Origin of the sequence: Paenibacillus sp. CF384 (assembly GCF_900106745.1) — a bacterium.
Classification (GTDB): Bacteria; Bacillota; Bacilli; order Paenibacillales; family Paenibacillaceae; genus Paenibacillus_Z.
Genome location: NZ_FNNV01000032.1, coordinates 24,366 through 40,543 on the forward strand (window position 1 = coordinate 24,366; position 16,178 = coordinate 40,543).

The 16,178-nt window shown below is 50.9% G+C and carries 13 protein-coding genes and 1 rRNA gene; 11 read left to right on the plus strand and 3 right to left on the minus strand.

The window, feature by feature from the left end; translation table 11 throughout:
* Positions 1 to 90 precede the first annotated feature (90 nt).
* Both BLW29_RS30165 and BLW29_RS30170 read left to right on the plus strand, forming a co-directional pair.
* A complete protein-coding gene (locus BLW29_RS30165) occupies positions 91 to 939 on the plus strand; it encodes a sugar phosphate isomerase/epimerase family protein (RefSeq protein ID WP_090986669.1) in 849 nt (282 codons plus the stop codon).
* Between the two features lie 15 nt (positions 940 to 954).
* Positions 955 to 1,965 carry a Gfo/Idh/MocA family protein gene (locus tag BLW29_RS30170; protein ID WP_090986671.1) on the plus strand — a complete coding sequence of 337 codons (1,011 nt, stop codon included), beginning with the start codon at positions 955 to 957 and terminating at the stop codon, positions 1,963 to 1,965.
* Between the two features lie 90 nt (positions 1,966 to 2,055).
* Here BLW29_RS30170 and BLW29_RS30175 read toward each other — a convergent pair whose 3' ends face one another.
* Positions 2,056 to 2,502 carry a GNAT family N-acetyltransferase gene (locus BLW29_RS30175; protein ID WP_090986673.1) on the minus strand — a complete coding sequence of 149 codons (447 nt, stop codon included), beginning with the start codon at positions 2,500 to 2,502 and terminating at the stop codon, positions 2,056 to 2,058.
* 521 nt (positions 2,503 to 3,023) lie between these two features.
* Between BLW29_RS30175 and BLW29_RS30180 the strand changes: the two genes are divergently transcribed.
* From BLW29_RS30180 to BLW29_RS30190, 3 genes are all read left to right on the plus strand, one after another.
* Positions 3,024 to 8,993, plus strand: coding sequence for an S-layer homology domain-containing protein (locus BLW29_RS30180; protein ID WP_090986675.1), 5,970 nt, complete (start codon positions 3,024 to 3,026; stop codon positions 8,991 to 8,993).
* A gap of 228 nt (positions 8,994 to 9,221) precedes the next feature.
* Positions 9,222 to 10,433, plus strand: a complete 1,212-nt coding sequence (locus BLW29_RS30185; protein ID WP_090986677.1) for a glycosyltransferase family 4 protein — start codon at positions 9,222 to 9,224, stop codon at positions 10,431 to 10,433.
* Positions 10,434 to 10,458: 25 nt separating this feature from the next.
* Positions 10,459 to 10,656, plus strand: a complete 198-nt coding sequence (locus BLW29_RS30190; RefSeq protein ID WP_090986679.1) for a hypothetical protein — start codon at positions 10,459 to 10,461, stop codon at positions 10,654 to 10,656.
* A 39-nt stretch (positions 10,657 to 10,695) separates the two neighbouring features.
* Here the strand turns inward: BLW29_RS30190 and BLW29_RS30195 are convergent, their stop codons facing one another.
* Complete coding sequence (locus BLW29_RS30195) at positions 10,696 to 11,325, minus strand: DUF1796 family putative cysteine peptidase (RefSeq protein ID WP_090986681.1); 630 nt, start codon at positions 11,323 to 11,325, stop codon at positions 10,696 to 10,698.
* 183 nt (positions 11,326 to 11,508) lie between these two features.
* Here BLW29_RS30195 and BLW29_RS30200 point away from each other — a divergent pair, with 183 nt between their 5' ends.
* The 3 genes from BLW29_RS30200 to BLW29_RS30210 are packed head-to-tail and all read left to right on the plus strand — an operon-like array spanning position 11,509 to position 13,349.
* Positions 11,509 to 11,844: a hypothetical protein gene (locus BLW29_RS30200; protein ID WP_090986683.1), complete on the plus strand. Its 336-nt coding sequence runs from the start codon at positions 11,509 to 11,511 to the stop codon at positions 11,842 to 11,844.
* A 14-nt stretch (positions 11,845 to 11,858) separates the two neighbouring features.
* Complete coding sequence (locus BLW29_RS30205; protein WP_371264831.1) at positions 11,859 to 12,935, plus strand: glycosyltransferase family 4 protein; 1,077 nt, start codon at positions 11,859 to 11,861, stop codon at positions 12,933 to 12,935.
* Between the two features lie 24 nt (positions 12,936 to 12,959).
* Entirely contained in the window at positions 12,960 to 13,349 is a 390-nt protein-coding gene (locus BLW29_RS30210; RefSeq protein WP_090986685.1) for a hypothetical protein, read from the plus strand.
* Positions 13,350 to 13,443: 94 nt separating this feature from the next.
* Here BLW29_RS30210 and BLW29_RS30215 read toward each other — a convergent pair whose 3' ends face one another.
* The gene (locus tag BLW29_RS30215) at positions 13,444 to 14,358 is read right to left on the minus strand and encodes an NAD-dependent epimerase/dehydratase family protein (protein ID WP_090986687.1); all 915 of its coding nucleotides are present in this window, start codon (positions 14,356 to 14,358) and stop codon (positions 13,444 to 13,446) included.
* Between the two features lie 192 nt (positions 14,359 to 14,550).
* Here BLW29_RS30215 and BLW29_RS30220 point away from each other — a divergent pair, with 192 nt between their 5' ends.
* The 3 genes from BLW29_RS30220 to BLW29_RS30230 all read left to right on the plus strand — a co-directional run.
* Positions 14,551 to 14,877, plus strand: coding sequence for a nucleoside triphosphate pyrophosphohydrolase (locus BLW29_RS30220; RefSeq protein ID WP_090986689.1), 327 nt, complete (start codon positions 14,551 to 14,553; stop codon positions 14,875 to 14,877).
* A gap of 38 nt (positions 14,878 to 14,915) precedes the next feature.
* Positions 14,916 to 15,698, plus strand: coding sequence for a phytanoyl-CoA dioxygenase family protein (locus BLW29_RS30225; protein ID WP_090986691.1), 783 nt, complete (start codon positions 14,916 to 14,918; stop codon positions 15,696 to 15,698).
* 390 nt (positions 15,699 to 16,088) lie between these two features.
* A 16S ribosomal RNA gene (locus tag BLW29_RS30230) occupies positions 16,089 to 16,178 on the plus strand; the annotation flags it as partial.

Sequence of the window (16,178 nt, forward strand, 5' to 3'; positions counted from 1 at the left end):
CTATACTTTGATTATTGTTGGCAGTTTTATTATAAATGATCAGCTACGCAATAAACAGGAAAAATACAAATGACTTAGGAGGCAAGCCGGATGAAAAAGGGTGTTAACATTTGGTCTTTTCCACAAGGGACGACAATTGCCGAATCGATACGCATTGCCAAAGACGCAGGCTTCGAAGGAATCGAGCTGTCCTTGAACGAAACAGGCGAGCTTAGTCTGGAAGCTACAGAGCAAGAGGTTCGCGATATCAAGTCTCAATTGGAGCAGGCTGATCTTGAAATTTGCGGTCTTGCTACAGGTCTCTACTGGTCCTATTCCATGACAAGTGAATCGGCGGCTAACCGCACGAAAGCCATGGATATTACTCGCAAGCAATTGGAGCTTGCGGCATCTTTTGGCGTCGATACCATCTTGGTTATTCCAGGAGCAGTTGGCGTTGATTTCATTCCGGACAGTGAAGTAGTGGACTACGAGCGTGCTTATGAACGCGCGCTTGAATGTATCAGCACGCTCTCTTCTGATGCGAAGGCTGCAGGAGTGTCGATCGGCATCGAAAACGTGTGGAACAAGTTCTTGCTTTCCCCGCTCGAGCTTCGGACGTTCATCGATACGGTTAATTCCGATTATGTCGGCTCCTACTTTGATGTGGGCAATGTCGTGGCTAACGGATATCCAGAGCAATGGGTACGGATTCTGGGCAACCGGATCAAAAAAGTGCATTTCAAAGATTACCGCAGACAAGCCGGCGGATTGCACGGGTTTGTTGATCTGCTTGCCGGCGATGTGAACTATCCTGCAGTAGTGGAGGCACTTCGTGCCATCGATTATAACAACTATGTCATCGCAGAGATGATTCCCGGATATACGCATCATGGCGAGCAAATCATTTACAACACATCCCGTGCGATGGATGCCATCCTGGGACGAGGCAACAACTAATAAGGGGGAAGCAGCATGATTAAGGTAGGTCTGATCGGCTTTGGTTTTATGGGACGTATGCATTTTGACAACTATACACGGCTTATGGCAGAAGGCGCGCCGGTGCAATTGAAGGCGATTTGCGATGTGCTTATCGAGGAATTGAAGGACGGCAAAGCAATCGGTAATATTGCGACGAATCAGGAACTGTATAACCTTGATCCGTTCAATCTCTATACCAGTATTGAAGATATGATCGCCAATGAAGATCTGGATATGATCGATATCACGCTGCCGACAGGGCTGCACGCCGATATTACGATCCGCATGCTGGAGAAAGGCTACCACGTGATGTGTGAGAAGCCGATTGCTCGCACCGCTGAGGATGCTTGGCGAATGGTAGCAACTGCGGAACGCACAGGCAAGAAACTGATGATCGGTCAATGTCTGCGCTTCTGGCCGGCCTATGAATATGCCAAAGCGTGCATCGAGGATGGACGTTACGGTAAGCCGCTTGGCGGCTCATTCTTCCGCGGCTCAGGCTTGCCGGCTGAATGGTTCCTTGATGGCAGCAAGAGCGGCGGCTGTCTGCTCGACATGCATATTCATGACACGGACATGGTTCATTGGCTGTTCGGCGTTCCGGATAAGGTTTCCACAATGGCTCGCAACGTTATTCCGGGCAGCGCTTATGATATCGTGTCGACGCACTATGTGTACGACAGCGGTCTCGTATTGAATGCACAAGCGGATTGGACGCTCCGTGGTGATTTCGGCTTTGAAATGAACTACCGCTTGAATTTCGAAGGCGGGAACCTCATCTTCGCGGACAATAAAGTGAAGGTTAATCCAAACGAAGAGCCAAGCTTCATAGCTGAGCTGTCCGATGATATGGGCTACTATTTCGAAATTCGCTCCTTCATCGATTCGTTGGCAAATGATAAGCCAATTACAGTATGCACGCCGGAGAGCGCAGCGCGCACACTGGATATTATCGAAGCAGAACAGAAGTCGGCAGACGCCGGCGGTGCCTTCATCTCCCTATAGAATCAAGAAAGCCGCATCCCGGTTGAGGGGTGCGGCTTTTTTTACGATATGCACGAATTCAACGCACAGGAAGGGAACTGCCGTTCCACCTTATCCAATCGAATAGTTGACCCACTCATCTTGCACGCCGCCCATTTTGTCAAAGAAGCACTGCGCTCTGGTGTTATCCTTAGCGGTGATCCACGACATGCGAGCATAGCCGAGATCATGCGTATAACGCTGACAGGCGAGGAACAGCTGCGACTCCACCTGCGTATCTCGATAGGGCTCCATAACATAAAGGTCGTTCATTACGGTGATCCGTTCGGCTTTCAAGGTGCTATATGTAAAATAGAGCGTGGCAAAGCCCACCGTTTCTCCATCTTTAATCGCTACGAATTGAATGCCCTCTTGTTTCTCGAGCAGTGTTTGAATCAATTGGCGAACAACGCGATCTCCCGGCCATGCCTTCTTATAGAAGTCTACGATATAATTATGCATTAAGGCTGCTAAGCCGTTTACGTCCCCAAACTCTACATTGCGTACTACGAGTGACATTAATGATCCTCCCTCACAATCTTATTACGGATAATTATATGACAACGTGTATAAATATACAACACGCTTCATGAAATTTTAACATGATTGATCGGGATTTCATTCCATATCCAACTGAGCTTGAAACGGAGCAGTGACAATGAAGTTATATTCAGTAATACTCACTGAAAACGACTAAAGCGCAAACGATTGCGCGAATCTCCACATGGATAAGAAGCACGCTGCGAATTTCGCCAATGATTTTCCTTAATGGATATCATTGACTGTAAAGCGTTTTCATACTAAGATAAAAGCAGTGATCTACACTGATTATCGCTAAATTAAGGGAAATGCTTTCCGGTCTTCGATATGCGAAGCGGAACAACCCTGGCTATCTCCTCCTTCTGGAGACAGCTCTTTTTATCGGCGGAAAGGGGATTTTATGGGCAATTGCGCAAACGTTTGCGCGAAATTTCATGTTTTTATCTACTCAGCTCAAGAGGCACAGCATCGTCAGTCATTTTAACTTAGGAGGCAAAGGAATGATAACCATGAAAGGCAAACGCCAAACTCGCATGTGGGCACTTCTTCTATCCATACTTATGGTGGTACAACTTGTAGGTATCTTTCCACAGCAGGCAAATGCAAACGCTGTCACTGAAACTGAATCCGCGATTCAAGCGGATACTTTCGTAGAGCAGCCGGGCGGCAACCACAAGTGGGTTGTAGTCGGCTCCTTCCAAGGCTGGAGCAACGATTCCGCCGTGACGCAGATGAAGCATCTCGTTGGTGAGTTTTACGCGTACTCCACCGTGCTGGAGGCAGGTCAATACGCCTTTAAAGTCGTGCACCAAGGCACGTGGGACGGCTACTCCAACGGCGGCAATAATATCGAATTTACACTGACGGAGCAGACGAAAGTCAATTTCTATCTTAATGATGACCTAGGTCAAGTGCGTATCAGCTTGCCAGGCGTAGCCGGTGCACAGCAGTATACACCGGCATTAAGTTCCACGGAATGGCCGCGGCTCGTTGGCAGCATTCAAGCCGTGTTCGGCGAATCCGAATGGGCACCGGATCAAGCGCAGCAGCTGTTCGTAGATTATAACTTCGACGGCTCGGTTTATAAGCTGCAACGCTCCCTTCCGGCTGCACGCTATGAAATGAAAGTCGTGCAAGGCAATAACTGGGATGCGAACAACTACGGTGCAGGCGGCGACAACTTCGTGCTGCAAACGCTGGATCCTGCGGATGTGACATTCACCACCGTTCTCGCGGATCGCACGATTACGACGGACTATAAACCGGCGGACAGCCAGTTCGACGGCATGATTCACCGCGATAAGCTGGTATTTGACTCCCGTTCGGTTACGTACAAGAAGCCGTTCGGCGCGATCAAAGAAGGCAGCGAGGCGGTAACGCTCCGCATCGCGACAGAAGCGGGCGACGCACAAGTGGTGCGCGTCGAGCTGAGCAACCCGCAAGGGCTGGCTTCGGCGTTCGATATGCGCAAAGCGACTTCTTTTGACGAGAAGGATTATTGGGAAGTAACCATCCCGGCTTCTGCGTTCCAAGGGATCGGCGTTTGGGGCTACAAATTCATTCTGATCGACGGTCCTGCGAAAGTGGAATACGGCGACGATGGATCGCGTGGCGGCAGCGGTGCTTCTGCGGATGAAGGCGTTCTTCCTTACGATTTGACTGTGTATGACAAAGATTTCAAGACGCCGGATTGGATGAAGAATGCGGTCGTCTATCAAATCTTCCCGGATCGTTTCTTAGATGGGGATTCTTCCAACAACCGCGCTAAGATCGTGGACGGCTATCGCGGCGGCGAAGTTCTTCCGGGCGAGAAATTGACAACAAAGAACGGTCATAAGCTGCAATATTTTGATGGCGGCGTATCGAATGATCCTGCATCCGATCAAGTGTGGGGATCATGGAATGACGTGCCTGAGAATCCGGATCGGACAACGCCTGAGCAGCAACCGTATTTCCCGGAGGCTGAATCCGATGGTCTATGGACGAATGAGTTCTATGGCGGCGACATTGCAGGTGCATCACAGAAACTCGACTATTTGAAGTCTATTGGCGTCAATGTCATCTACTTCAACCCTGTCGCTTGGGCGGCTTCGAACCACAAATATGATGCGACGGATTATAAGCATCTGGATCCGATGTTCGGCGAGCCGGTCTACAATACACCGGGCAATCCGGCTTCCGGACTTGATTATGAAGCAACGCGCATTGCTTCCGACCGTGTGTTCACGGCTTTCACGAAGAAAGCAAGCGAGATGGGCATCAAGCTGATCGTGGACGGCGTGTTCAACCATGTCGGCGATGACTCCATTTATTTTGACCGGTATGAGAAGTATCCGGAGATCGGCGCTTACGAGTTCTGGGCACAAGTGTACGACAAAGTGAATAACGATGACGCAACGTTAGCAGCTGCGAAGCAGCAGACAATCGATGCGTTCACGGCACAGATCAACCCTGCTACCGGGGAGCACTATGCATATCCGAATGATTTTGACTTTACCACGTGGTTTACCGTTTCCAATGAGCAAGTAGACGGTCACTACAAGTATGAAGGCTGGTGGGGGTACGATTCCTTGCCGGTTATCGATGCGCCGCAAGCAGCGGACGGTGACAACGATGCACTGCAGGGTAACCATGAGTGGAACGTGCAGGGCTATCGCGATCTCGTTATCGGTCACGACCTGAGCGGCAAGACGGACGAGGACGCAGATGCCTTGATGCAAAATGCGAACTCGCAGCGCTGGGAGTGGATGGGCGCGAACGGCTGGCGTCTTGACGTTGCGCCGGATGTGTCCTCAGGTACATGGCAGCAATTCCGCAAAGCGGTGAAATCGACAGCCGGCCGCGTAGACAGCAACGGCAACACGATTCCGGACCCGATTATTCTCGGCGAAGAGTGGGGCGTTGCAACTCGCTTCCTGCTTGGGGATCAGTTTGACTCCGTTATGAACTACCGTTTCCGCGGTGCGCTGCAAAGCTTCATTATCAGCGGTAACGCAGCACAGTTTAATGATGCATTGGAATCCATTCGCGAGGATTACCCGTTAGAGGCATGGCAAGTGATGCTGAACCTCGTGGATTCCCATGATACGATTCGCTCCATTACGAAATATGACAAGCCGGAGTGGGAAGAGGAGCATTTGGCGATTGCGCCTGATGCATCGGACAAAGCCCTCCAGATGCAGGCGCTTACGGCGATTTTCCAATTGGGTTATCCGGGTGCGCCTACGATCAACTATGGCGATGAGGTTGGTTTGACGGGCACGAAGGATCCGGATTCACGCCGCACATTCCCGTGGGAACGCGTTACGGGTTCCGACGGTGAATATGCAGGAGTAGGCAAGTACGCAGCGTTATTTGATACGTATCAGAAAGCAGCCAACATCCGCGAGGATAATGAAGTATTCCGTACAGGCGAGCTGAAGACGGCTTACAACCAAGGCGATGTAATTGCCTATGCCCGCAAGACGGACAGCCAAGCAGGACTTGTCGTTGTGAATCGCGGAACGACAGATGTGACAATCGAAGCTAATGTAGCTGGATTCCTCCCTGAAGGCATCACACTAGCTGATCAGTTGGGCAGTGAGATTGAAGGTACGGTCACAGGTGGCTCCATCGCACTTACAGTGAAAGCGATGAGCGGATTGATGATGACCTCCAAGACAGCGCTTGTTACAGTACCGCAGGTGCAGAATGTTGCAGCCGTCGGCGGTAACTGCGAGGTTGCGCTAACATGGGATGCTGTTCAAGGTGCAACGGGCTACAATGTGTACCGTGCGGCAATCGAAGGTGCTGAGCTGGAATTGGCCGGCCAAGCAGAAGGCAACACATGGACAGATGTGAACGTGGAGAACGGGAAGAAGTACTACTACACCGTGACTGCAGTTACGGGCAGTGGTGAGAGTTTGCTGAGCGAGTATGCATCGGCGACGCCTTCTTTTGCAGTGAACGGGGTAACGATTACGAAGCAATCGGATGCGGTTACGCTCGGCGTAGGTCACAAGACCTCCGAAATCCAAGTCACCATCGACATTCCGGGACTTACCGATAACGCAGCTTATGCAGGCAGCGAAGCGCCGAATTTGATTGCACGCCTTGCTTATTACAAGGAAGGTTCAAGCCAATCTGATGCGGTAGAAACTAAGCTGCGCTATAAGCAGGACACACAAGACGGGAAGAAAATATATTGGGCAGCGTTTGAGCCGATCGAGTCAGGTGCTTACTATTACTTCGCGAAAGTCTCCAGCGATAACGGGGATACATTCACGGAGTCCGAACAGCAGAGCGTTGATGTACACGCAGATAGCAGCGACACAACGGCACCGGAAGCACCTGTGCTCGCTGATATTATGACAGAGTCGAACCGTGTTCAATTGACCTGGACTGCGGCAACGTCTGAGGAAGCGGCGCATCATTATGAGGTGTATCGCAAGAAAGCGGACACGGACTTCGTGCGCATTGCAGTTGTAGACAATACGGCTGCATCGTATGTGGACTTTACGGTCAGCAATGATACGGCGTACACGTACAAAGTGGCAGCAGTGGATAGCGCCTATAATCGCGGTTATTCCGACGAGAAGTCGGTTACGCCGAAACTCGTTATGGTGGATGTGAAGCTGCGCGTTCATCTGCCAAGCTACACGCCGGTTCAAGATGATATTTACTTGGCAGGCGATCTTAACGGCTGGAATGCATCGGGCAACAAGCTGAATGTGCCAAGCGGTGCAACGACGCGCGATGTGGTGGAATACAGCTTCAAGATGATGGCCGGCAAAACCATTCAATACAAATATACACGCGGGGCATGGTCAACGGAGGCGCTGACTTCCCATACTCGTAAAGCCAATGATACCGAGGATGCAGGCAATTACGCTTACTCCTCGACGGATACGAATATGCAGCTGACGATCAAGAACCAAGGCGGCAACACGATGGTTGTGGACGATTACGTGCTGCGCTGGGTGGATATGCCGATGATCGTGACGATGCCGCGTATCTCCTACGGCGATGACATTGCATTCACAACGTCCGAGAAAGAATTTACGCTAAAAGCAAACGTGCCTTATGGCGTGAACTTTACCATTAACGGTCAGCCAATTGATGCAGCTGATATGGATGCAGCGGGAAATGTGCTTGTCGAGAACCTGCCGCTTGCAGTAGGCGCCAACAACTTTACGCTGCATATTGAGCCAAGCGCGGAGACGCTGGCACTTCCGTGGTATACCGATGCAGGACGTGCGAGCCAAGCGACGAAGACGCTGGAGCTGACGATTACAAGAGAAGGCGAGCTTTCGCCGCCTCCGTCAAGTACTTCCGGAGGAACCGTTAGCGAAACAGATAAAGGTACAGATAGACGTACAGAAGCACAATTGAAAGAAGTAATCGGCAAAGCAGCAGGCGACAAAGTAACCATCCATACGGAAGGGAAGAGTCAGCTGCTTCTACCTGTGAATACGGCAGAGCTTCTTGGCAACAAATCACTGGAAGTGAACCAAGGCGGCGTTAAAATCGGTGTTCCGACTGACGTGTTGAACGATCTGGTCAAGCAAGGCGAAGGCGGCAGTGCGAACGGAAGCGGCAGCCAAATTTCACTTCATATGCAGCCGCTAAGCGAGCAAGCTAAACAAGCACTTCTGGCTAAAGCCGAGCAAGAAGGCACAACAGAGCTACATGCGGCATCGGAAATTTACGATTTCCGTCTCGCGCTTGTAGATGCGAAGGGCAAGGAAACAGCAGTACTGAGCAAGTTTGCAGAACCGCTTACCCTTACCTTCAAGGTGAACGGCAATGCCAATGCGAAATTGATCGGAGTCTACTATATCGCAGATAATGGTCAACTTGAGTTTGTTGGAGGAAAGCTGAATGCTGACGGCACAATGACCGTCCGGATTTCGCACTTCTCCAGCTACGCTGTACTTGAGTTTACGAAGCACTTCTCCGATGTGTCCGCGTCTCACTGGGCAGCTTCGATGATTAGCGAACTAACGGCGAAGCATATCATGAACGGTGCAAGCGCGGATCGTTTCGAGCCAAATCGCAGCATCACCCGTGCTGAGTTCGCTGCATTGCTTATTCGCGCGCTGGAGCTCAAAGCGACGAAGTCGGCTGCATTCGCAGACGTATCAGCCGGCGCTTGGTACGCGCCTTTCGTGGCAGCGGCAGCTGAAGCGGGTATCGTGAACGGACGCAGCGCATCAACATTCGCGCCGAACGGCACGATTACACGTGAAGAGATGGCCGTCATGCTCATGCGTGCGTATGAAGTGAAGCACGGCAAGGGGACAGCTAATCAAGCTGAAGAGCTGAAGAACTTCTCCGATGCGAACGCCATCAGCAGCTGGGCTGCAGCATCGATCGGGGCGGCGAAGGAACTGGGCCTTCTAGATGGCAAGAATGGCGGCAGCTTCGAGCCGCAAGGTCATGCAACACGCGCCGAAAGCGCGAAAGTGATTTACAAATTGCTCGAGGCATAAGCTTTTATCTAACCTGCTTCCCGTTATGGGAAGCAGGTTTTTTTATCATAAGCCAGCAACAAGGCTCTCTAAATCTCGCTCTCATTGACGAATTGGATCATTGACGGGGTCCAACCGTCGTGCCTCCAGAAATGTCTCGAACATACGATGGTACTACGACAACGTATGACCACTTCCGCGCCGGAGCAGCTATCCCGGCAGTTGACGGATGCAGGGAGAGAGGACAGCATGAAGATATTGTTGGCCACCTTTTGGCAGGTTCCGCATGTTGGCGGCGTGTGGAAGTATATGATGCAGCTGAAAGAGCGTCTTGAGCTGATGGGACATCAAGTGGACCTGCTCGGCACCGCTCCTGATAAAGTGCATATGCCGGGCCTGAATAAGGAGATTGCCAAAGAAGCGCTGCGCCCTCTGATCGCCGCCAAGCTAAGCGCGTCTCGTGTCCCGCAGATTCACGTGGACCCTTATGTGATGCATTGCGAATATGAGCGCTATTATTTGGAGCTGGCTGCTGCGTATTTTGGACTCGAACAATACGACATCATCCATACCCATGATATATTCGCCGCTAGAGCACTTAGACGGGTGAAGTCCAAGGGGACGGCACTTGTAGCCCATGTCCATGGCTCCGTTGCGATAGAAGTGACGATGAACTATCGACTAAACCCTCAGTTAGGCGTTGCGGAGAACTCGCCGGCTTGGAATTATTTTAACGGCATCGAGCATTACGGGGCGACCTCGGGCGATGTAACGGTGACGGCGAATAACTGGCAGAAGCAGCTGCTAATGAACACGTTCGGAGTGCCGGAAGAACGAATCAAGGTGTTTCCATATGGCCTGGACATCGACGCCTTCGAGCGGCAGGCAAGAAAAGGAACGACGATGCAGCGCCCGCCAAGTAAGAAAATCATCATATGCCCCGCACGCCTTTCATTCGTCAAAGGAATTGACATCCTCATCGCGGCGCTGGGCATTCTGAAGTGGACACGCCGCGATTGGGTGTGCTGGATCGTGGGAGACGGAGAACAGCGGGCAGAGCTTGAGCAGCTGACGGCAGCTCATCAACTCCAGCAGGATGTGCTGTTTCTGGGTGTTCGGGATGATATTCCGGGGCTGCTGCGGATAGCCGATATTTTCGTTCATTCCTGCATACAAGATAATCAGCCCTTCTCTTTGATGGAGGCGCAGGTGGCAGGGCTTCCTTCCTTAGTATCGACGGCCGGCGGACTGCCTGAGATGGTCGAGCATGAAGTGACAGGTTTAATCTCCCCCGTGCGGGATTCGGTTAAGCTGGCTGAACAGCTGGGGCTGCTGCTTGCAAACGACAGTCTCCGAGAACAGCTTGGGCATAACGCAAGAATATGGGGCACCGCCCATTGGTCGATGGATAAGATGATGGAGCGGGTACTGGACGTCTATCAATCCGTTATGAAGAAGTAACGGTCGAGAAGTGAGGAGGGCACCTATGCCGAATGAGAGATTCATGGTGAAAGGCGATTTGTACAACCGTATATTTGCCGACCAAACGCCGGATCCCGGGGTCATGGTGGACTATGAGGTGTGGAACCGAATATTAGCCGGACTTAGACGAGCGAACGGCGGCTATAAGCTGCCGGATTGGCCTGTACTCTCGACAATGGTCGATAATCAACATAAGCCGTAACAAGAAAAGGGCGATCCGATTTGGATGCCCTTTTCTCCTTTACTCCTCATGGAGCGCAATTCCTTGAAAAATCTCTTTCCACAGCAGGTCGTTCCCATGCCATATTTCCTCATCTGGCAGTTGAATGGCGCATACATGCGGCAATGGCCAATGCTGCTCTACGATACCGCTCACCGGCGCGTGATTCACAATCAATAGGCGATAGCTGCCTGCTACCATAGCAGAGAGAACGTCGGTCAGTTCCTTCGTTTGCTCCATGGTGGCTTCGGTACGAATGAATAGAATGTGGTCGCTCAAAGCGGCTTTTTCCAGGAAGCGGGCAACCCTGCGGTCATACTTGGCTTTCACCTCCGGGTACGCGTTCAATTCCGGCGGAAAATTGTTGTGTGTGTAGAAGTCGTGATTCGAGTACACGTTATATTCGGTCTCTTTGACATAATACAGCTTCTCGCTTGCTTTGCTGATGACCTCCAAATGGCTGTAATCCATGAAGCGGGCGAAACGGTTTCGAAGCAGTCGGGTGACATCGGAGAGGTTCTGCGATTGCATCCAGTCCAGCGGACCTGCGAATGGTCGAATCTCGTTAAGCTCCATTTGGATGGCCGGCAAACAAAGATCGCCAAGGCTGTAGATGGCGTCGTAGCTCCCCTTCAAGTCTATGAGTTGCATCGTCCACACATCCTTCCTTTCGTAGATAGACTCTATTTAGTTAATGCTAGTGATAGGGAATCTGCTTGGACAAATGGTTGCGTTACCCTTGTTTTTGGGTGGCTGACCGGGGCGGTTTGGCCCTTGCGTTTGGATCTGCTGCTCATACGATAATAGAAGAAAGACGTGCGGAGGAGGGAGTTCATGGCTATATTTCGGCTGGATGCCGCTGCTTTTGCGAGAATTGATTGTCGGTATATTGAGTTCATTTCATGGTCCATCGTCAATGACGGCGATGACGTATTTGATTGCCTCGTGCACGTCTATAATAACGGGACTTTATTCTACGAGACGCTGCAGGAGATGGAAGCGCGGAAACAAATTGATTTGCCTCCATTAGCGCCGAACTATGCACCGTTCAGTCTGCTGATTGTTACGAATTATTCGACGCATAAGCCGATGCGAATTAAAGCCGTACTTCATAATAAAGGTACGCTGATTGCAACATTAACGGAGAAGGATTTTGATCGGCTGGATTGAGGACGGAGGAGGGGATGAAGCCGTTGAAGGTGCTGTTTGTCTACTACCTGCCAAGCGGAGGCATGGACACGCTGAACCGAATAAGGTGCAAGGCGCTGCGGGAAATCGGAGTGTATGGGCATTGCCTGTACTACAAGTGGGGGGCCGGTCTGCAAAATAGGGATGATTCCTCGGATGTACGCATTACCGATAGCGATATTGCGATTAAACAGCTGATCGATGCAGGCGGTTACGAAGCCATAATCGTCACGACGGACCATAAGAGTCTCACTCGTTTCCGGATGCTCGGTTATTATGGGAAGCTTATTTACGAGATTCAAGGCTATGGCCCCAAAGAAGATGCGAGACAGGCGCTTACGGCGGCCTCGCCGGTTATTCAGAGTCACGCTTCAGCGCTGCTTCATCCACGCACACCGCATATTGCCGCGATATTTCGCGACTTGTTCCCGAATAAGCTGCAGTTTCACTTCAATAATGCATTTGACGCAGCTGCGTTCTCGTATCGTCCCGCGCTCCTGACAGATGCATCTCCAATCATTGCGTGGCTTGGTCGATTGGAGGATAACAAGAATTGGCGCGAGTTTCTGCAGATTGGGTATCAATTATCGCTTACTTATCCGAGCTTACGACTGTGGATGTTCCATGATCCCCATTTGGCAGATCCGCAAGAACGGTTATCATTCGAACAGCTTGTAGGGGAGCTTGGAATTTCAGGACTCTTAACCGTGAGGTCTAATGTTCCTCATACCGAAATGCCTGATTGGTTCTCGATGATCGGAGATTCAGGAGGGTTCTTATGTGCCACCTCCAAAGTAGAAGGAGCCCCTTATGCGGTCCTAGAAGCGATGAGCTGCAGATGTCCGGTGCTGACGACCGATTCGGATGGCGTGGCCAGCTCCATCATGCACAATAGGACGGGGAAGTATTATACGCTTGGCGATATTGCTGAGGCACTGAGGGAAGCGCGCGAACTGATGGAGAACGCGGAGCTGCGAGAACGAATACGCACAGAAGCAATGAGCTTTGTGCATATGGAGTTTTCACCTCGAAAGTATGGGCAACATTTCTTGCATATGCTGCAAACCATCTAAAGGAATCGGAAGGAAGTGTGCGGTATGAAATATTCGGATAAAAGCAGTGCAGACGTCGGCAGCTTCGATCCTATCCTCGTGGGCCCAGAGCAGCTTGTTCTCACTTCAATATGGCTTGATTCCGTAGCGCCCGGCGACCGATTGGTGCTGCGGTTTGAGGTGGGGTGGGAGAATCCGGATCTAGCGAGCTGGGACTCGGGCGAGATGGAGATCATGCTGCGTGAGGATAGCCCGGATGGCGTGGTTGTTTATTGGAATATGGAATCTTGTTTTGCAAAAGGAAGATCGAAGGAGCAGCTGACGTTCGTTGGAACCATTCCGCAGCGGCGCTACTACTTGACCGTGCGTTCTAATGACACACGTGCGCGGATTACAGGTCCGTACACCCTTCAAGGTTCCGTATATGCACCGTGACAATCATACAGCCCCTTTCTTCACACTGAACGCTTTCAGAGTGAAGAACGAGGCTGTTATTATTTTGCCGCACATGCAGTCTGCTCGGTTCACTTCATGGCTCGGTCCAGAAACGGTACGTTTCACCGACTCCTCGTTCTATGCCGGTAATCGGCTCCCATTGTAGGATGTGCCGTGTTCGCTCACATGACAAGCAGCTGTGCATGATATCTCCCGGTTTCGCCGGTTGATACAGTACCTCGATTTCATCGGGGTGTAGATCTCGAAGCAGCTCAGCTAAATGGTTGATAGACGTTCGGAGCCCCGTGCTTACATGAAGAGTTTCGTGATCTCCGAGTGCCGCCGCCGCCAAATTTGCCGAGACAATATCGCCTACATAGATGAAATCCCTTGTCTGAAGTCCCTCTCCGTTGATCACGAGCGGCAAACCTTTTACCGTTCTCTCTATAAAATTCGCAATGACGCCGCCTTCGCCTTTGGCCGTTTGACCGGGGCCGTATACGTTGCCGTAGCGAAGAATCGTATAGCCCAGCCCGTAGAATCGGCTATAGAGGCGAATATATCGTTCGGCTGTCAGCTTGGACATGGCGTAGAATGAAATGGGATCCGTGGGATCCTGTTCGGTGATACGCTCCCGTTCTAAATTGCCGTATACCCCTGATGTGGAGGCGAAAATCATTTTGTGAACGCCGGCTTGTATACAGGCTTCAAGCATATTAATCGTACCGCCGACATTAATAGAAGCATCTCTGTTTGGATGTGCGATAGAACGCTGTACATCTGCCTGAGCGGCGAGGTGATAGACGACATCCGGCTTGACGGACGTGATGATTCGTTTGGCTCTACCGAATCGAATATCCTCTATATGAAGGCTTGCTTTCGGATGTACGCGTTCCGCCGAACCCGACGAGAGGTTGTCGATGACATGGACTTCCGCTCCGCGCGCAATTAAACTTCTTACGAGATGCGAGCCGATAAACCCGGCCCCTCCTGTGACAACCACTTTCATGCGTCTGTTCCTCCCGCGATGGAATCCCGATGTTTTATCGTACGCAGTGATTGGGAAATCCGCATGGGGCACAAGCCTTGCGAAGCTGGTGTTTTTTATCCGGAATCTGTTTAATCTGTGTCATCATCACGGTATAATAGGCTCGAAGTGAGGAATTTATTAGAATTACTTCCTAAAGAAGGAGCCCTTTGTATGCCTACATACAATAAGCTTGTTCGCGACCGAATTCCGGAAATCATCGCAAACAACGGCAAGACGTGCACGACTCGTATTCTGGATGAAGCTGCTTATCACGAAGAACTGCGCCTTAAATTATCGGAGGAACTGCGCGAGTACATGGAAGCGGAGGATAACAAGAGTGCCCTTGAAGAGTTGGCCGATATCCTTGAACTCCTTCATGCGCTCTCAAGTGTCCATGGCTTCAACGCGGCGCAATTAGAAACGATAAGAGCGGAGAAATCCGCACAACGCGGCGGCTTTAATGAACGAATTTATCTGGAAGCAGTACAAGAAGCTTAATCCACGCAGTTATTCAAATTCATGAGGAGGAACCAGCAATGTCCCAAGATCAATTAAAGCTGGCAAAAGAAAAGTTTGATCGTGATGGCTATGCCGTCTATCCGGATGTTCTCGATGCATCATTGATTCATGAAGCCCAGCAGCATGTGGAGTGGCTGATGGAGAAGAACCCGGGACTTCGCCCGGAGAACCTGGGTCATACGCTATTGGCGGATGATCCATTCTGGCTGCGTCTAGTCAGCGATGATCGGCTGCTCGATATTGCAGAGCAGTATATTGGTCCGGATATCGCCTTGTTCGCTTCCCACTATATTAGTAAGCCGCCATTCGATGGCCGCCCTGTTCTCTGGCATCAAGATGGCAGCTACTGGCCGCTGGAACCGATGAATGTAGTCACATTGTGGCTCGCAGTCGACGACTCCCTGCCTGAGAACGGCTGTCTGCGAGTGATCCCGGGCACGCAAACGATGGAGCTTCAAGAAATGAAAACCAACACGACAACGGCGAATGTTTTGGAATCCGAAGTGGATCCTGCGCTGGTTGAAGAGGACAAAGCGGTGGATCTCATCTTGCGTGCAGGCGGCGTTTCCGTTCATCACCCGAGCATCATTCACGGATCGGAAGCTAACCACTCCCCGCTGCGTCGCTGCGGCTTAACGATTCGCTATATTCCAACCAGCACGTTAATTAAAGTGCCGCAGTGGCCTTCGGCATTCTTGCTGCGCGGTAATGCTGTCCCGGGTATTAATGATTACCTGCCATTCCCTAAATTTGATGAAGCGCGTCATATGCCGTTTCAAAGCAGTGAAGAGTGGAAATAATGCAGTACTGAAAGCTAGGATGGAGGCGCGCTTGTTCTCGCAGGCGCGCCTTTCTATGAGATATATGGGATGTCAAATAATACCTGTTGCAACTGTGCAGACAATCATGGTATATTCTAATTCCGCCGCTGAGAGATACGGGATGCGGTGAACGAAACAAATAACAAGTTGAAAAATAAAGCTTGCAATTATGTTTCGAAGTATGGTAAGATCTGATTCTGGGTCATTGAGCCAGAGGGAAATAAACAAAGTATTTGTTCTTTGAAAACTGAACAATGAGCGACCAGTCAAATGGTCATAAATCGCGAAACTAACGTTTCGCAAAGCTAGTTTTTTGAATGAGCTAATAAGCGAATTCTTAAAAATGGCCAAGCCTTCGGGCTTACCACTTTTATGGAGAGTTTGATCCTGGCTCAGGACGAACGCTGGCGGCGTGCCTAATACATGCAAGTCGAGCGGGGTTATTCCTTCGGGGATAGC